The following is a 16,326-nucleotide window of genomic DNA, read 5'->3' as shown; positions in this document are numbered from 1 at the left end:
CCATGTTTGAAATCCACCCTGTTAAGAAAGTCTCGGTGGTTATTCCCGTTTATAACGAGCAGGAAAGCTTACCGGAATTAATCAGGCGCACCACCACAGCCTGTGAATCGTTGGGGAAAGAGTATGAGATCCTGCTGATTGATGACGGCAGTAGCGATAATTCCGCGCATATGCTGGTCGAAGCCTCACAAGCGGAGAACAGCCATATTGTGTCTATTTTGCTTAACCGCAATTACGGGCAACATTCAGCGATTATGGCGGGATTCAGTCACGTTACCGGCGACTTAATTATTACCCTTGATGCCGATCTCCAGAATCCGCCAGAAGAAATCCCCCGCCTGGTGGCAAAAGCCGATGAAGGTTACGACGTGGTAGGGACTGTACGCCAGAACCGCCAGGACAGCTGGTTTCGTAAAACAGCTTCGAAGATGATTAACCGGCTTATTCAGCGCACCACCGGCAAAGCGATGGGTGACTACGGTTGTATGCTGCGCGCCTATCGCCGTCATATTGTCGATGCGATGTTGCACTGCCATGAACGTAGCACCTTTATCCCGATTCTGGCGAATATCTTCGCCCGCCGTGCCATTGAAATTCCAGTACATCATTCCGAGCGTGAGTTTGGTGAATCCAAATACAGTTTTATGCGCCTGATTAATTTGATGTACGACCTGGTGACCTGCCTTACCACAACGCCGCTACGTATGCTGAGTCTGCTCGGCAGCATTATTGCGATTGGAGGTTTTAGCATTGCGGTGCTGCTGGTGATTTTACGCCTGACCTTCGGACCACAATGGGCGGCAGAAGGCGTCTTTATGCTATTTGCCGTGCTGTTTACTTTTATTGGCGCTCAGTTTATCGGCATGGGATTACTCGGTGAATATATCGGCAGGATCTACACCGATGTCCGCGCCCGCCCCCGCTATTTTGTTCAGCAAGTTATCCGTCCATCCAGCAAGGAAAATGAATAATGAAAACCGTCGTTTTTGCCTACCACGATATGGGATGCCTCGGTATTGAAGCCCTGCTGGCTGCCGGTTACGAAATTAGCGCTATTTTTACTCATACTGATAATCCCGGTGAAAAAGCCTTTTATGGTTCGGTAGCTCGTCTGGCGGCGGAAAGAGGCATTCCGGTTTATGCGCCGGATAACGTTAATCATCCGCTGTGGGTGGAACGCATTGCCCACCTAGCACCAGAGGTGATTTTCTCTTTTTATTATCGCCATCTTATTTGCGACGCGATTTTGCAGCTCGCTCCCGCGGGTGCATTTAATCTGCACGGTTCGCTGTTACCAAAATATCGTGGTCGCGCGCCGCTGAACTGGGTGCTGGTGAACGGTGAAACGGAAACTGGCGTTACATTGCACCGAATGGTGAAACGTGCCGATGCCGGGGCCATTGTGGCGCAACTGCGCATTGCCATTGCGCCAGACGATATCGCCATTACGCTGCATCATAAATTGTGCCATGCCGCGCGCCAGTTGCTGGAACAGACATTACCCACCATTAAACACGGTAATATTCTGGAAATTGCCCAGCGCGAAAACGAAGCCACCTGTTTTGGTCGCAGAACGCCAGATGACAGTTTCCTCGAATGGCATAAACCGGCATCCGTGCTGCACAACATGGTGCGTGCCGTTGCCGATCCGTGGCCAGGTGCCTTCAGCTATGTTGGTAATCAGAAATTTACCGTCTGGTCGTCGCGTGTTCATCCTCATGCCAGCAAAGCACAGCCGGGGAGCGTGATTTCTATTGCACCGCTGTTGATTGCCTGTGGCGATGGCGCGCTGGAAATCGTCACCGGACAGGCGGGCGACGGCATTACTATGCAGGGCTCGCAATTAGCGCAGACGCTGGGCCTGGTGCAAGGTTCACGCTTGAATAGCCAGCCTGCCTGCACCGCCCGACGCCGTACCCGGGTACTCATCCTCGGGGTAAATGGCTTTATTGGCAACCATCTGACAGAACGCCTGCTGCGCGAAGATCATTATGAAGTTTACGGTCTGGATATTGGCAGCGATGCGATAAGCCGTTTTCTGAATCATCCGCATTTTCACTTTGTCGAAGGCGATATCAGTATTCATTCCGAATGGATTGAGTATCACGTCAAAAAATGTGATGTCGTCTTGCCGCTGGTGGCGATAGCCACGCCGATTGAATATACCCGCAACCCGCTGCGCGTATTTGAACTCGATTTTGAAGAGAATCTGCGCATTATCCGCTACTGCGTGAAGTACCGTAAGCGAATCATCTTCCCGTCAACTTCAGAAGTTTATGGGATGTGTAGCGATAAATACTTCGATGAGGACCATTCTAATTTAATCGTCGGCCCGGTGAATAAACCACGCTGGATTTATTCGGTGTCAAAACAATTACTTGATCGGGTTATCTGGGCCTATGGCGAAAAAGAGGGTTTACAGTTCACCCTCTTCCGCCCGTTTAACTGGATGGGACCACGACTGGATAACCTTAATGCAGCGCGAATTGGCAGCTCCCGCGCGATTACGCAACTCATTCTCAATCTGGTAGAAGGTTCACCGATTAAGCTGATTGATGGCGGAAAACAAAAACGCTGCTTTACTGATATCCGGGATGGTATCGAGGCGTTGTACCGCATTATCGAAAATGCGGGAAATCGCTGCGACGGCGAAATTATCAACATTGGCAATCCTGATAACGAAGCGAGCATTGAGGAACTGGGCGAGATGCTGCTGGCGAGCTTCGAAAAACATCCGCTGCGTCATCATTTCCCACCGTTTGCGGGCTTTCGCGTTGTCGAAAGTAGCAGCTACTACGGCAAAGGATATCAGGACGTAGAGCATCGTAAACCGAGCATCCGCAATGCCCACCGCTGCCTGGACTGGGAGCCGAAAATTGATATGCAGGAAACCATCGACGAAACGCTGAATTTCTTCCTGCGCACCGTTGATCTTACGGATAAACCATCATGACCAAAGTAGGCTTACGCATTGATGTCGATACCTTTCGTGGCACCCGTGAAGGCGTGCCGCGTCTGCTGGAAATCTTGAGTAAGCATAATATTCAGGCCAGCATTTTTTTCAGCGTCGGCCCGGACAATATGGGCCGCCATCTCTGGCGACTGGTGAAGCCACAGTTTTTGTGGAAGATGCTGCGCTCAAACGCGGCATCGCTTTATGGCTGGGATATTTTACTGGCAGGTACGGCCTGGCCAGGTAAAGAGATTGGTCATGCCAATGCCGATATCATTCGTGAAGCGGCTAAACATCACGAAGTCGGCCTGCACGCCTGGGATCACCATGCCTGGCAAGCCCGTAGCGGTAACTGGGATCGGCAAACAATGATCGACGATATTGCACGCGGTCTTCGCACTCTGGAAGAGATTATCGGTCAACCGGTAACCTGTTCTGCCGCTGCGGGCTGGCGTGCCGACCAGAAGGTGATCGAAGCAAAAGAAGCGTTCCATTTGCGCTACAACAGCGATTGTCGTGGGGCCATGCCGTTCCGTCCATTGCTCGAATCAGGAAACCCTGGCACTGCGCAAATTCCGGTGACCTTACCCACCTGGGATGAAGTGATTGGTCGGGATGTGAAAGCAGAAGATTTTAACGGTTGGTTACTCAACCGCATCCTGCGAGATAAAGGCACGCCGGTTTATACCATTCATGCAGAAGTTGAAGGCTGCGCTTATCAGCATAATTTTGTGGATCTCCTCAAACGCGCAGCTCAGGAAGGCGTGACATTTTGCCCTTTAAGCGAACTGTTATCAGAGACGTTGCCGCTCGGACAAGTTGTTCGCGGAAATATTGCCGGACGTGAAGGCTGGCTGGGTTGCCAACAAATTGCGGGTAGTCGCTGATGAAATCGGTACGTTACCTTATCGGCCTCTTCGCGTTTATTGCCTGCTATTACCTGTTACCGATCAGCACGCGTCTGCTCTGGCAACCCGATGAAACGCGTTATGCGGAAATCAGTCGGGAAATGCTGGCATCCGGCGACTGGATTGTGCCCCATCTGTTAGGGCTACGTTATTTCGAAAAACCCATTGCCGGATACTGGATTAACAGCATTGGGCAATGGCTATTTGGCGCGAATAACTTTGGTGTGCGGGCAGGCGTTATCTTTGCGACCCTGTTAACTGCCGCGCTGGTGACCTGGTTTACTCTGCGCTTATGGCGCGATAAACGTCTGGCTCTACTCGCCACAGTAATTTATCTCTCATTGTTTATTGTCTATGCCATCGGCACTTATGCCGTGCTCGATCCGTTTATTGCATTCTGGCTGGTGGCGGGAATGTGCAGCTTCTGGCTGGCAATGCAGGCACAGACGTGGAAAGGCAAAAGCGCAGGATTTTTACTGCTGGGAATCACCTGCGGCATGGGGGTGATGACCAAAGGTTTTCTCGCCCTTGCCGTGCCGGTATTAAGCGTGCTGCCATGGGTAGCGACGCAAAAACGCTGGAAAGATCTCTTTATTTACGGCTGGCTGGCGGTTATCAGTTGCGTACTGACGGTTCTCCCCTGGGGACTGGCGATAGCGCAGCGGGAGCCTGACTTCTGGCACTATTTTTTCTGGGTTGAGCATATTCAACGCTTTGCACTGGATGATGCCCAACATAGAGCTCCGTTCTGGTACTACGTGCCGGTCATCATTGCCGGTAGCCTGCCGTGGCTGGGATTACTCCCCGGTGCACTGTACACAGGCTGGAAAAACCGCAAGCATTCCGCAACCGTCTATTTGTTGAGCTGGACGATAATGCCGCTGCTGTTTTTCTCCGTCGCTAAAGGTAAATTGCCCACCTATATTCTTTCCTGCTTTGCATCTCTGGCAATGCTGATGGCGCATTACGCTTTGCTGGCAGCAAAAAATAATCCTCTGGCGCTGCGGATTAATGGCTGGATTAACATCGCTTTTGGCGTCACTGGCATTATTGCCACATTTGTGGTCTCCCCGTGGGGACCAATGAACACGCCGGTGTGGCAAACCTTCGAGAGCTATAAAGTCTTTTGTGCCTGGTCGATTTTTTCGCTATGGGCATTTTTCGGCTGGTACACCTTAACAAACGTCGAAAAGACCTGGCCTTTTGCCGCGCTTTGCCCGCTGGGGCTGGCGTTGCTGGTAGGATTTTCAATTCCTGACAGAGTTATGGAAGGAAAACATCCGCAATTTTTTGTCGAGATGACACAAGAATCACTTCAGCCAAGCCGCTATATTCTTACTGATAGCGTCGGTGTTGCCGCAGGTCTGGCATGGAGCCTGCAACGCGATGACATCATCATGTATCGCCAGACAGGTGAGTTGAAATACGGCCTTAATTATCCGGATGCGAAAGGGAGATTTGTCAGCGGTGATGAGTTCGCAAACTGGCTTAATCAACATCGTCAGGAGGGGATTATTACTCTCGTGCTTTCGGTTGACCGCGATGAAGATATCAACAGTCTCGCCATTCCGCCCGCAGATGCCATCGATCGTCAGGAGCGTCTGGTGCTGATTCAGTATCGTCCCAAATGATCTGGCTAACATTAGTCTTTGCCAGCTTGCTTAGCGTTGCCGGGCAGTTGTGTCAGAAACAGGCAACCTGCTTTGTGGCGATAAACAAACGGCGCAAACATATCGTGCTGTGGCTGGGACTGGCGCTGGCTTGTCTTGGTCTTGCCATGGTGCTCTGGCTGCTGGTCTTGCAGAACGTACCGGTAGGCATTGCCTACCCGATGTTAAGTCTGAATTTTGTCTGGGTGACGCTGGCTGCAGTAAAACTGTGGCACGAACCGGTATCGCCGCGTCACTGGTGTGGGGTGGCGTTCATTATTGGTGGCATTGTGATCCTCGGGAGTACGGTGTAATGGGCCTGATGTGGGGATTATTCAGCGTCATTATTGCCTCAGTTGCGCAATTAAGCCTGGGTTTTGCGGCGAGTCATCTGCCGCCGATGACGCACTTATGGGATTTTATCGCGGCTCTGTTAGCTTTTGGCCTGGATGCCCGGATACTGTTACTCGGGCTGCTGGGTTATCTGCTTTCCGTTTTTTGTTGGTATAAAACGCTACATAAACTTGCGCTAAGCAAAGCCTATGCCTTGCTCAGTATGAGTTATGTGCTGGTATGGATTGCTTCAATGGTACTTCCCGGCTGGGAAGGGACTTTTTCGCTGAAAGCACTACTGGGAGTAGCCTGTATTATGAGCGGGTTGATGCTGATTTTCCTGCCCATGACAAAACAACGTTACTGAGTTTTCCGTGCCACTTTACACTGCCGTTCCCACTCATCGGGGCTATAACTGCTTGCCGAGAGGACTTTCACCGTATGCAGCTTTTCACGATTAATACAATAAAGCGCATTCTGCAAAGGCGAGAGTAAATCCCCCACTTTCACGGCGAAGTCACTCTTCACTTCGGCGATCATTTTTATCGCGCCGCCAGCATCGCAGAGCATAAGTACATGTCTGTTATCTTGTTTATTGCAGCACGATTTTTTGACCAGCCATTCCATTGCATTATCCTGTTTGCTAAGAGTTTTCACATCAATTTACAGATTAACAGATAAACTCTTTATCAACGGCAATGGAATGGCAGAAATGAGAAGTGAAACGGAGGGTTAATTATTGCTGACGTTGCACCCACTCTTTTAGCGCCTGACGTGAAATTTTAATACCGCCGTTTTTCAGTTCAGGCGGCAACGTTAACCAACGCACCGGTTGCTGAAAACGGGCCAGCTTATCTTTCACCCATTCACTAAGATCAACGCTCTCGTGGTCATACTCCATCACCGCCACCGGTCGATGACCAAACTCCTTGTCGGCAACGGGGACGATAAACACCTGCAAAACCGCAGGATGTGCAGCAATTACGCGCTCGACTTCTTCCGGCTGAATACCCTCTCCGCCACTGAAGAATAGATTGTCTAAACGTCCGACAATGGTCAGCTTGCCATTATGCATCTCACCGCGATCGCGCGTAGCGTACCAGCCTTCGTCATTAACCAGTGAAACCAGTTGCCCGTTACGCCAGTAACCTTCTGCCATACTGGCAGCCCGCAGCCACACTTCATTATTAACGATTTTCACTTCCCGACCCGGCAGCGGCGAACCAACGTCTGCCAGGCCGTCGGCTTCTTTCGCACACACCGTGGAGGCAAACTCGGTCAGACCATAGCCGCAAAAGCAACGAATCCCCTGCTCGCGCGCCTGTTCCGTCAACTCGACCGGGATAGCCGCGCCGCCAAGTAACACCGCTTTCAGGGAAACGGAACTGCGGTTAACCAGCAAACGCCAGAGTTGTGTTGGCACCAGTGAAGCGTGAGTACAGCCTGCCAGCATTTGCTCCAATGGCTGTTTATCACGCACCGTCATCCGCGCACCAGCGTATAACCAGCGCCACATAATTCCCTGACCGGAGACGTGAAACAGCGGTAAAGAGAGCAACCAGTCATCGTGATCGCCAAACGGAATCAACGATAACACCCCTTCGGCACTGGCAAGATGGGCCTGATAAGTATGGACAGCGGCTTTCGGCAACCCGGTAGAACCCGAGGTCAACGTCATTGAGCACAGACGCGTCGGCTGCCACGTAGCGGCATGTGCGCCTTCAACCCGCTGAATGTGCAGCGACGTTAACGCCGGAAACGTGTTTTCCCCATCCGGCACCAGCGCAAATTGCAGCGTCAGATTGGGCAGCAATTCTTCAAGCAACGGTTGCGGCAGCTGAGGGTTCACGGGCAACACCCGCGCCCCGCATTGCAGTAACGCCAGCCAGGCGAGCAGCGTTTGCGGCGTATTCCACGCCCGCAACATCACGCCGCTGCCCTCAACAACGCCCTGCGCCGCAAAGCCCGTAGCTGACTCATCGACGCGAGCACAAAGCTCGCGCCAGTTAAGTTGCTCGTCATTAAGACGTAAGGCGATGGCTTCTCCCCGCACTTGCCGCCAGTGACGCCACGGCCAGTCAGAGAAGATCATAACAACCGCTCCAGTGCATCAACTTCCACGACAGGCAGCGTGCTACCCGGCCAGCGACGTACCTGCTGCGCCTGCATCAGATCCAGCGTGTCCAGCCCTGGAATGGTGTCCGGCGTTAACCAGGCGGCAATCCGCGCCAGTTGCGTTAAGCCTAAGCTCGATTCAATGGAAGAACTGATCACCGCCGTCAGCCCCAGCGCGTGCGCCGCCTGTACCTGCTCGCGTACTTTCTCCAGACTGCCCGTGAGCGTGGGTTTGATAACTACCGCGCGCACGCCCTCTTCAGCCACAAAGGCAAAATCCGGCTCGCGCAAGCTTTCATCCCAGGCAATGGCAATGCCGGTTTCACGGACAAACGCTCGCGAATCATCGCGGGTTTTGCACGGCTCTTCGAGAAACGCGATGCGGTGGCGATAATCCGGGTTAACATATTTGGCAAACTGCTGGCCTTTCAGCGGTGTCCAGGCGCGATTTGCGTCAAGACGCAAATGCAGATCCGGAATTGCCTCCAGCAACAGATTAACCACCATGCCGTCGCGCACGGCTTCGTACAATCCCACTTTGACCTTCGCCACTTTCTCGCCTGGCATATCAGCAAGTTTGAGGATCAGATCGTCAGGATCGCCATTACACAGTGGTGCCGCACGGTAATTGGCCGCCTGCGGGAGCGTATCTGCCAGCTCCGCCAATGCACAGCTTACGCCAAAGGCAACGGAAGGCATCTGCGGTAGCTCGCAATCGCCTGCCAGCCAGTTATTTACCCAGGCAAGCAGCACGCTTTGCGCCTCTTCCCAGGTTTCCTGGCTGAAGCCCGGCAGTGGGGAGATCTCCCCCCACCCTTCGCGCTCGCCCTCACGCAGGCAAACGTACAGCCCGTCGCGGGTTTTTAACCGCCTGTCGCGCAGAACCACCCCCGCGTCCATGGGGATCTGCCAGCGGTATACCTGCGCGCTACGCATTACGGATTCCGTTTAAATTTGCTGAAATCAGGCTGACGTTTCTGGTTGAAAGCGTTGCGACCTTCCTGACCTTCTTCCGTCATGTAGAACAGCATGGTGGCGTTGCCCGCCAGCTCCTGCAGCCCCGCCTGCCCGTCACAGTCGGCGTTCAGCGCAGCTTTCAGGCAGCGCAGCGCCATCGGGCTGTTTTGCAGCATTTCGCGGCACCAACGGACGGTTTCTTTTTCCAGATCCGCCAGCGGTACCACGGTGTTGACAAGGCCCATATCCAGCGCCTGTTTTGCGTCGTACTGACGGCACAGGAACCAGATTTCTCGCGCTTTTTTCTGCCCGACGATACGAGCCATGTAGGAAGCGCCCCAGCCGCCGTCGAAGGAACCGACTTTCGGGCCAGTCTGACCGAAGATGGCATTATCTGCTGCGATAGTCAGGTCGCACATCATGTGCAGAACGTGACCACCGCCGATGGAGTAGCCAGCCACCATCGCGACAACCGGTTTCGGACAGGTACGGATCTGACGCTGGAAGTCCAGCACGTTCAAGTGATGTACGCCGGAATCATCTTTATAGCCGCCGTAATCACCACGCACTTTCTGGTCACCACCGGAGCAGAACGCTTTATCGCCTGCGCCAGTCAGAATGATCACGCCGATATTGTCGTCATAACGCGCATCTGCCAGTGCCTGGATCATCTCTTTTACCGTCAGAGGACGGAAGGCATTGCGCACCTGCGGACGATTAATGGTGATTTTTGCGATACCGTCGGTGGATTTTTCATAACGAATGTCCTCGAAACCTTCGGAGCAGTCGTGCCATTCAACCGGTGCGTAAAGCATTGCTTCATCAGGATAAATCATATTGTGTCCTTTAGTCAGAAACGCAAGATCTGCGCCAGACTTGCGATTACGCCAGCGGGATTTTCCCGATGCGCGTTATGTCCGGCGCGAGGAATGACATGGCAGTCGGCAGCCAGTTCCGCCGCCAGGGCGCGGAATTTGCTGTCACGTTCACCACATAAATAATAAAACGCAAATGTGCGGGCGCTAAGGTTAGCACGTAAATCAGGCTGGACGGCGAGAGAAGTCGCCTCCAGCATGGCGGCAAGGGTTGCGCCATTATTGTTGCTGCGCAGCGCCACCAGCTCCCGGCGTTGATCGTCATTGAGCGAGGCAAAAACAGGCTGTTGATACCAGTCGGCAAATACCGCCGTTAACGGTTCTGTGCAAAAACGCTGCGCCCATTGGCGATCGGAACGCTGACGTTCCGCACGTTGTTCAGCATTTTGCAGCCCCGGATGCCCGCCTTCGACAATAACCCCACAAAGCCCCGCCAGCCCCTGGCAAGCCGCCATCATCGCCACCCGTCCGCCAAGCGAGTACCCCACCAGCCAGAAGTCAAGGATGTTGTAACTAACCAAGGTTTTACGCAGTAAGTCGGTGACATCATCAAATCCATCGACGCTAATCGCCGCCGAACCACCATGACCTGGGAGATCAACATACAACCGTGAGTAGTCGGCAAACGCCTCGCCCACTTCTTGCCATTCGTGGCAATCGCCGGAAAAACCGTGCAAAAACACCAGCCAGGGTAAACCTGGTTTTCCGTGTTTTGCCTGCGCGTGCAGGATCATAAATGGCTTACCTGCGCCAGAAGTTGCTGGAGCGTTTGCGCACCATCGGTGTCGTTAACCACCATTTCAATCACCGTGGTGGTTGGCGTGCGCCAGGCGTCGGCAAATGCCGTTTCAAGTTCCTGCCAGTTTTGCGGACGATGATATTTCAGCTCGAACATCGCGGCGGCGTGCTCAAAATGGACGTTTTGCGGCATCAGATAGAAACGCTCACGCTCGCTTTGCGGCGTTGGCAACAGCGAGAAAATTTGCCCGCCGTTGTTGTTCACCACAATTAATACCAGCGGCGCAGAAACCTGACGCAATAACGCCAGCGCGTTGAGATCGTAAAGTGCGGAGAGATCGCCCACAATCGCCAGCGTCGGTTTGCCGCTTGCCCGCTGAACGCCTGCGGCGGTCGAAAGCAGTCCGTCGATACCGCTGGCCCCTCGGTTGCTGTACACCGGGTAACCTGCCGGAAGTTGCGAAAGCGCATCAATCAGACGTACCACCAGGCTGTTACCAACAAACAATTGCCCCTGTTCAGGCAGATAGTCGCAGATGCGATGCGCCAGTTGCGCTTCGCCAAACGCATCACGGCGGGCAATAACCGCCTGCATTGCCTGTTCCGCCAGGCGCGGGATTTCAACGCACCAGGGCTGGCGTTTTTCTGCCGGATGCAGCTCCAGCCAGTCGGCAATATTGGCAATTAAGCGACGTCCGCGATGGTGTGCCGGATCAAGTCGCCCTTCAATGTCATCAACAATCCAGTACTCTTCTGGTTCACAGCTTGCCTGCCATTGCAGGAGCCGTTTCCCCGTCAGGCTGCTTCCCAGTTGCACCACAATTTGCGCCTGCTGCAGCTCGCTGGTCGCTTTGGCATTGCCTAACCAAAGATCGGCACACGGCAGCGGCTGCCCGGTTTGTGACAGCACATCGCCAATCAGCGGCCAGCCAAGAGTTTGCGCCCACAGGGCAACTTTTTTGCCCTCTTCCGCACTCATGCGCCCGGCAACCACCACGCCGCGCTTTTGTCGCCAGAAGAACCAGTCGCGCTGTTTTTCACTTTCCAGACGAGGCGCTTCACGCAGCCACGGTTTGTCGTCCTGCCACCAGTCACCCAGACGCTGTTGCCAGCTAAGCCCGGTATCGTCCATTTCGCCATACAGCGGTTCAGCAAACGGGCAGTTGATATGGACTCCCCCCGCATGAAGCGTACCGAGAGCGTGGTCGATGGTAGAAACCAGCCAACGTGCGGGGATATCCTGGGTCGGGCGCGGCAATGAAATACTGTGCGTGGGGTGAGAGGCGAACATTCCCGGCTGGCGAATTGCCTGATTCGCGCCGCAGTCAATTAGCTCCGGCGGGCGATCGGCGGTTAACAGGATCAGTTTTTCTCCGGTTAACCCAGCTTCAATCAGTGCCGGATAGAGATTTGCTACCGCCGTGCCGGAGGTCACAATCACCGCCACCGGCTGCTTGCTGACTTTCGCCAGCCCCAGCGCCAGATGTCCCAGTCCACGCTCATCGAAATGGGTGTGGTGAATGAATGTGGAATTCTCCGCCGCCGCTAACGTTAACGGTGTAGAACGCGAGCCAGGGGCGATACAGATGTGTCTGACGCCGTGACGCGTTAATGCTTCCAGAATGACCGCCGCCCAGCGTCGGTTAAATGCGCTTACTGACATGAGTTTGTCCGGTATCAATATTGCGGCTAAGTATAAGGAGCTACAAAAATAGATTATTGATATGAATCGGTAATGATGCGACTCATTACTATTCCATCTGTAATAAAGTACGCAGCCCTGCCGCTTTGTTGTCGATTTCCTGCCACTCTTGCTCGGGGTCGGAACCACGGACAATGCCCGCGCCAGCATATAATCGCACGACATTGCCGCTAATTTTTGCTGAGCGCAGGGAAACGCAGAATTCGCTTTGTTGTAATGAGAGATAGCCCGCAGAACCGGCGTACCATTCTCGGGTGAACGGTTCGTGACGGGCGATAAACTGTCGCGCCAGATCGCGCGGTAAGCCAGCAACTGCTGCCGTTGGCTGCAACTGATGTAAACAGATCACATCATCCGCTTTGTTGAGTGAAGTCCAGATACAGCGGCGAAGATGCTGCACTTTACGCAGACGCAGTACCTGCGGCGGTAAAACATCCAGCGTCTGGGTATCGGCCTGTAATCGTTGGCAGATATCTTCCACCACCAGCATGTTCTCGCGCTGGTTTTTATCATCCGCCATCAGCCACTCTCCTAACTGCTGCGCCTGCTTATCATCAGGATTATTTGCTACTGTTCCCGCCAGCGCTTCAGTACGCAGCGCTTTGTCACGCCGCCGCCATAACCGTTCCGGTGAAGAGCCAAGAAAAGCATTTTCGCCATCAAAGGCCATGTAAAAATGGTAGCAATTCAGATTCAGTCGACGACTGGCAGCCATCATCGCCGCCGCGTTGACCGGACTTGCGAAATGCAGGTCAGTTGCCCGAGCGAGCACCACTTTGTCGAGCTCACCTTCGGCGATGGTTTTCGTTGCCAGTTCGATTAATTGCGTCCAGCCCGTTTTGTCCGGCCAGTGTTGTTCTCGCGTGGTGGTTAAATGTAACCCAGGCAAGGGCTTGATACTCACCAGTGTGGCGATAAATTCTTTTGCCTGAATCGCATCGTGCTGAAGGGAGCTTTCGCTGAATAGCGTCAGCCGCAGCGTGGCTTTACCGCCACAGCGTCGCCATTCCAGGCGAGGTAAAAGTAAATTGCCCTGCGACGGGTCAAAAGCATTCAGCCCCCAAATGCGTAAGTCGGCGTGTTCCGGGTGCTGGCGAAGAAAACGTTGTGCCTGATCCAACGACGTAAAACGGGTAATCGCGCCCAGGACGGCAGCTTCTTCATCACCATTACGTTGTTGCCAGTAGAATTGCGGGTACGTTTGCTGACTGGCCAGCCAGCTCAAGGCATCAAAAGCGTCTTTGAGAGGGAAAGGAATATCGATAACCCGAATGCCGGGTGTCGCCGGAATCTCTTGCGACAAATGGCGCAGTAGATTTTCCAGCGCCGTAGTAAGTGATTGCACGCGGACCTCTCCCTGTTAAAAGCCTCACATTATACGGGGTACTACAAAAAAAATGCAGTACCCCGGTGTAGGGAGGTTTTAACGGCGTGCCAGCAACAGTCCTAGTACCAGCCCAACGGCCGCGCCCACACCAATTCCTTGCCAGGGTTTTTCGTGGACGTAGTCATCAGCACGATAAACTGCCTGCTTCGCCCGATAGTAATAACTGTCTGAAGCCTGGCTAACCCGTTTTTTCACATCATCCAGCGCTTTTTCTGCACGCGCTTTTAGCTCAACATATTTCTGATCGGCGGGATCGCCAGAGGAGCGGAGCACCTCTTCCAGTGTTTCACTAAGCAGCGTCAGGTCGTCATCGATACGTGTATCACCAAACTGATTAGACATTCTCGTTCTCCATTTGCGTAAAACCTGTCACTAACTATAGACAAGGGTTGTTGATTACGCCTGAATTACCTCGCGTGCCATCCCAATGTGTGGGATACCATCTTCTTCATAGACCTCCGTCACAGGGATAAAACCGAAACTCTGGTAGAAGTTTTGCAGATGCGCCTGCGCCCCGAGGTAAACAGGCTTATCAGGCCAGTGATGCGTACATGTTTCGAGTGTTTTACTCATCAGCTGCTGCCCCACTTTTTCGCCACGCAACGCTTCACTGACAATCACCCGACCTATAACGACCGGCTCAAGATCATCATCACTTTTCAGAATCCTCGCATACGCCACCAGTTCATCATTTTTCCAACCGAGAATATGGCGATTATCCCCCGTCAAATCATCACCATCGATATCCTGATAAGGGCAATTCTGCTCGACAACAAACACCGCGCAACGCAGTTGTAATAAGGCATAAAGCTGGGAAACCGATAATTCAGAGTGATGCAGATCTTGCCATTCAATCATAATGCTCTCCTTTTAGATGTATGCCTTATACTAGCCGGAATATTTTTTGAAACGTGATGAACTCATGGAATTAATTTTTTTAGGTACTTCAGCCGGTGTGCCAACCCGCACGCGCAATGTCACGGCAATATTGCTTAACCTGCAACATCCGACCCAGAGCGGACTTTGGTTGTTTGACTGCGGTGAAGGCACCCAGCATCAGCTACTGCATACCGCCTTTAACCCTGGAAAACTGGACAAGATTTTTATCAGTCACCTTCATGGCGATCATCTTTTTGGTTTACCCGGCTTGCTGTGCAGTCGTTCTATGTCAGGCATTATCCAACCCTTAACGATTTATGGTCCGCAAGGTATCCGTGAATTTGTGGAAACCGCGCTGCGGATTAGCGGCTCATGGACCGATTATCCGCTGGAAATTGTCGAAATTGGCGCTGGCGAAATTCTCGATGATGGCCTGCGCAAAGTAACCGCTTATCCGCTGGAACACCCACTGGAATGTTATGGCTATCGTATTGAAGAACATGATAAACCGGGTGCATTAAATGCCCAGGCATTAAAAGCTGCTGGCGTGCCGCCTGGCCCACTGTTTCAGGAATTAAAAGCGGGCAAAACAATCACCCTGGAAGATGGAAGGCAGATTAACGGCGCAGATTACTTAGCTGCTCCAGTGCCAGGTAAAGCGCTCGCTATTTTCGGCGATACCGGCCCCTGCGATGCCGCACTTGACCTGGCTAAAGGTGTCGATGTCATGGTGCACGAAGCGACGCTGGATATAACCATGGAAGCCAAAGCCAATAGTCGCGGCCATAGCTCTACACGCCAGGCTGCGACACTAGCCCGTGAGGCTGGAGTCGGTAAGCTAATCATTACCCACGTCAGCTCGCGCTATGATGACAAAGGTTGTCAGCACCTGTTACGTGAATGCAGGTCAATTTTCCCGGCGACTGAACTAGCGAATGATTTCACCGTGTTTAACGTTTAACTCTGCTTATTATTAAAAACAGGGCGAAACTTGCCCTGTTATCGCAACCCGCGCTACATATATCCACCCACACGGGCATATTGAGCGATTTTTGATATTTATTCATCTCCTCACGCACTATATTCAGAGCAATAAGTTGCCTCTATTTATCTTGATTCAGCACAACCTTTGCAACTAAAAGGAGCCCATGATGGTTACAGTTGTCAGCAATTATTGTCAATTATCTCAAACGCAACTCAGTCAGACATTTGCAGAAAAATTTACTGTGACCGAGGAATTACTGCAGTCTTTAAAAAAAACAGCGTTATCCGGAGATGAAGAAAGCATTGAGTTACTGCATAATATTGCGTTAGGCTATGATGAATTTGGAAAAAAAGCTGAAGATATTCTTTACCATATTGTTAGAAACCCAACAAATGAGACCCTATCGATTATCCGACTTATCAAAAATGCTTGTTTAAAATTATATAATTTGGCACATGCCGCAACCAACTCCCCCCTTAAACCAGCTGGTCCGGATAATTCAGAGGATCTCCTGTTCAAAAAGCTATTCTCCCCTTCGAAATTAATGACAATTATCGGTGATGAAATTCCTCTTATATCTGAAAAACAGTCGCTTTCGAAGGTGCTTTTAAATGATGAGAATAATGAACTGAGTGATGGTACAAACTTCTGGGATAAAAATCGTCAATTAACCACAGATGAAATAGATTGCTATCTTCAGAAGATCGCCGCTAATGCAAAAAATACTGAAGTCAATTATCCTACTGGTCTCTACGTCCCCTACTCCACCAGAACTCACCTGGAAGACGCTCTCAATGAAAATATTAAGAGCGATCCATCATGGCCGAAAGCAGTCCAGTTATTCC

The 16,326-nt window shown here is 52.3% G+C and carries 17 protein-coding genes; 8 read left to right on the top strand and 9 right to left on the bottom strand.

All coding sequences use genetic code 11. The annotated features are described in order from the left end of the window. Positions 1-2: 2 nt before the first annotated feature. From arnC to arnF, 6 genes are read left to right on the top strand one after another with little or no spacing between them, the layout of a single operon-like run. Complete coding sequence (gene arnC, locus QZF50_RS08130; RefSeq protein ID WP_000461661.1) at positions 3-971, top strand: undecaprenyl-phosphate 4-deoxy-4-formamido-L-arabinose transferase; 969 nt, start codon at positions 3-5, stop codon at positions 969-971. Further along, complete coding sequence (gene arnA / locus QZF50_RS08125) at positions 971-2,953, top strand: bifunctional UDP-4-amino-4-deoxy-L-arabinose formyltransferase/UDP-glucuronic acid oxidase ArnA (protein ID WP_001748583.1); 1,983 nt, start codon at positions 971-973, stop codon at positions 2,951-2,953. Before arnC ends, arnA begins: the two co-directional genes overlap by 1 nt. Continuing rightward, entirely contained in the window at positions 2,950-3,840 is an 891-nt protein-coding gene (gene arnD / locus QZF50_RS08120; RefSeq protein ID WP_000169728.1) for a 4-deoxy-4-formamido-L-arabinose-phosphoundecaprenol deformylase, read from the top strand. Before arnA ends, arnD begins: the two co-directional genes overlap by 4 nt. After that, entirely contained in the window at positions 3,840-5,492 is a 1,653-nt protein-coding gene (arnT, locus tag QZF50_RS08115; protein WP_000844046.1) for a lipid IV(A) 4-amino-4-deoxy-L-arabinosyltransferase, read from the top strand. Before arnD ends, arnT begins: the two co-directional genes overlap by 1 nt. Next, positions 5,489-5,824 (top strand): 4-amino-4-deoxy-L-arabinose-phosphoundecaprenol flippase subunit ArnE, encoded by a 336-nt coding sequence (gene arnE, locus QZF50_RS08110; protein WP_000638031.1) that lies wholly within the window; start codon positions 5,489-5,491, stop codon positions 5,822-5,824. The genes arnT and arnE overlap by 4 nt, the downstream gene beginning before the upstream one ends. Further along, positions 5,824-6,210 carry a 4-amino-4-deoxy-L-arabinose-phosphoundecaprenol flippase subunit ArnF gene (gene arnF, locus QZF50_RS08105; protein ID WP_000523879.1) on the top strand — a complete coding sequence of 129 codons (387 nt, stop codon included), beginning with the start codon at positions 5,824-5,826 and terminating at the stop codon, positions 6,208-6,210. The genes arnE and arnF overlap by 1 nt, the downstream gene beginning before the upstream one ends. Here the strand turns inward: arnF and pmrD are convergent. The 9 genes from pmrD to QZF50_RS08060 all read right to left on the bottom strand — a co-directional run bounded on the left by pmrD (position 6,204) and on the right by QZF50_RS08060 (position 14,475). Then, positions 6,204-6,470, bottom strand: a complete 267-nt coding sequence (pmrD, locus tag QZF50_RS08100; protein ID WP_001299500.1) for a signal transduction protein PmrD — start codon at positions 6,468-6,470, stop codon at positions 6,204-6,206. The genes arnF and pmrD overlap by 7 nt on opposite strands. 109 nt (positions 6,471-6,579) lie before the next feature. Further along, positions 6,580-7,935, bottom strand: coding sequence for an o-succinylbenzoate--CoA ligase (gene menE / locus QZF50_RS08095; protein ID WP_000577617.1), 1,356 nt, complete (start codon positions 7,933-7,935; stop codon positions 6,580-6,582). After that, on the bottom strand, positions 7,932-8,894 hold the full coding sequence (menC, locus tag QZF50_RS08090) for an o-succinylbenzoate synthase (protein ID WP_001255612.1): 963 nt from the start codon (positions 8,892-8,894) through the stop codon (positions 7,932-7,934). Before menC ends, menE begins: the two co-directional genes overlap by 4 nt. Further along, positions 8,894-9,751: a 1,4-dihydroxy-2-naphthoyl-CoA synthase gene (gene menB / locus QZF50_RS08085; protein ID WP_000639996.1), complete on the bottom strand. Its 858-nt coding sequence runs from the start codon at positions 9,749-9,751 to the stop codon at positions 8,894-8,896. The genes menC and menB overlap by 1 nt, the downstream gene beginning before the upstream one ends. Before the next feature lie 14 nt (positions 9,752-9,765). After that, the gene (gene menH / locus QZF50_RS08080) at positions 9,766-10,524 is read right to left on the bottom strand and encodes a 2-succinyl-6-hydroxy-2,4-cyclohexadiene-1-carboxylate synthase (RefSeq protein ID WP_000600492.1); all 759 of its coding nucleotides are present in this window, start codon (positions 10,522-10,524) and stop codon (positions 9,766-9,768) included. Further along, a complete protein-coding gene (menD, locus tag QZF50_RS08075) occupies positions 10,521-12,191 on the bottom strand; it encodes a 2-succinyl-5-enolpyruvyl-6-hydroxy-3-cyclohexene-1-carboxylic-acid synthase (protein WP_001299495.1) in 1,671 nt (556 codons plus the stop codon). The genes menH and menD overlap by 4 nt, the downstream gene beginning before the upstream one ends. Positions 12,192-12,279: 88 nt before the next feature. Then, on the bottom strand, positions 12,280-13,575 hold the full coding sequence (gene menF, locus QZF50_RS08070; RefSeq protein WP_001191399.1) for an isochorismate synthase MenF: 1,296 nt from the start codon (positions 13,573-13,575) through the stop codon (positions 12,280-12,282). A gap of 78 nt (positions 13,576-13,653) precedes the next feature. Further along, positions 13,654-13,959, bottom strand: a complete 306-nt coding sequence (gene elaB, locus QZF50_RS08065; RefSeq protein ID WP_000070621.1) for a stress response protein ElaB — start codon at positions 13,957-13,959, stop codon at positions 13,654-13,656. A 54-nt stretch (positions 13,960-14,013) separates the two neighbouring features. Further along, positions 14,014-14,475: a GNAT family N-acetyltransferase gene (locus tag QZF50_RS08060; RefSeq protein ID WP_000574091.1), complete on the bottom strand. Its 462-nt coding sequence runs from the start codon at positions 14,473-14,475 to the stop codon at positions 14,014-14,016. A 64-nt stretch (positions 14,476-14,539) separates the two neighbouring features. On the opposite strand from QZF50_RS08060, the gene rbn reads away from it, so the two are divergent. Continuing rightward, entirely contained in the window at positions 14,540-15,457 is a 918-nt protein-coding gene (gene rbn, locus QZF50_RS08055; RefSeq protein WP_001300687.1) for a ribonuclease BN, read from the top strand. 187 nt (positions 15,458-15,644) lie between these two features. Further along, positions 15,645-16,326 (top strand): ElaD/SseL family deubiquitinase (locus QZF50_RS08050; protein ID WP_290388850.1); only part of this gene is annotated, 682 nt, incomplete at its 3' end.

Source organism: uncultured Escherichia sp., from assembly GCF_948475835.1.
GTDB lineage: Bacteria > Pseudomonadota > Gammaproteobacteria > Enterobacterales > Enterobacteriaceae > ECMA0423.
The sequence above is the reverse complement of the archived record's forward strand: the minus strand, read 5'-3'. Positions and strand labels throughout refer to the sequence as shown.

Excerpts from the sequence above, each read along its gene's own strand:
- arnC (WP_000461661.1), top strand. The coding sequence starts at position 3 with ATGTTTGAAATCCACCCTGTTAAGAAAGTCTCGGTGGTTATTCCCGTT.
- arnA (WP_001748583.1), top strand. The coding sequence starts at position 971 with ATGAAAACCGTCGTTTTTGCCTACCACGATATGGGATGCCTCGGTATT.
- arnD (WP_000169728.1), top strand. The coding sequence starts at position 2,950 with ATGACCAAAGTAGGCTTACGCATTGATGTCGATACCTTTCGTGGCACC.
- arnT (WP_000844046.1), top strand. The coding sequence starts at position 3,840 with ATGAAATCGGTACGTTACCTTATCGGCCTCTTCGCGTTTATTGCCTGC.
- arnE (WP_000638031.1), top strand. The coding sequence starts at position 5,489 with ATGATCTGGCTAACATTAGTCTTTGCCAGCTTGCTTAGCGTTGCCGGG.
- arnF (WP_000523879.1), top strand. The coding sequence starts at position 5,824 with ATGGGCCTGATGTGGGGATTATTCAGCGTCATTATTGCCTCAGTTGCG.
- pmrD (WP_001299500.1), bottom strand. The coding sequence starts at position 6,470 with ATGGAATGGCTGGTCAAAAAATCGTGCTGCAATAAACAAGATAACAGA.
- menE (WP_000577617.1), bottom strand. The coding sequence starts at position 7,935 with ATGATCTTCTCTGACTGGCCGTGGCGTCACTGGCGGCAAGTGCGGGGA.
- menC (WP_001255612.1), bottom strand. The coding sequence starts at position 8,894 with ATGCGTAGCGCGCAGGTATACCGCTGGCAGATCCCCATGGACGCGGGG.
- menB (WP_000639996.1), bottom strand. The coding sequence starts at position 9,751 with ATGATTTATCCTGATGAAGCAATGCTTTACGCACCGGTTGAATGGCAC.
- menH (WP_000600492.1), bottom strand. The coding sequence starts at position 10,524 with ATGATCCTGCACGCGCAGGCAAAACACGGAAAACCAGGTTTACCCTGG.
- menD (WP_001299495.1), bottom strand. The coding sequence starts at position 12,191 with ATGTCAGTAAGCGCATTTAACCGACGCTGGGCGGCGGTCATTCTGGAA.
- elaB (WP_000070621.1), bottom strand. The coding sequence starts at position 13,959 with ATGTCTAATCAGTTTGGTGATACACGTATCGATGACGACCTGACGCTG.
- QZF50_RS08060 (WP_000574091.1), bottom strand. The coding sequence starts at position 14,475 with ATGATTGAATGGCAAGATCTGCATCACTCTGAATTATCGGTTTCCCAG.
- rbn (WP_001300687.1), top strand. The coding sequence starts at position 14,540 with ATGGAATTAATTTTTTTAGGTACTTCAGCCGGTGTGCCAACCCGCACG.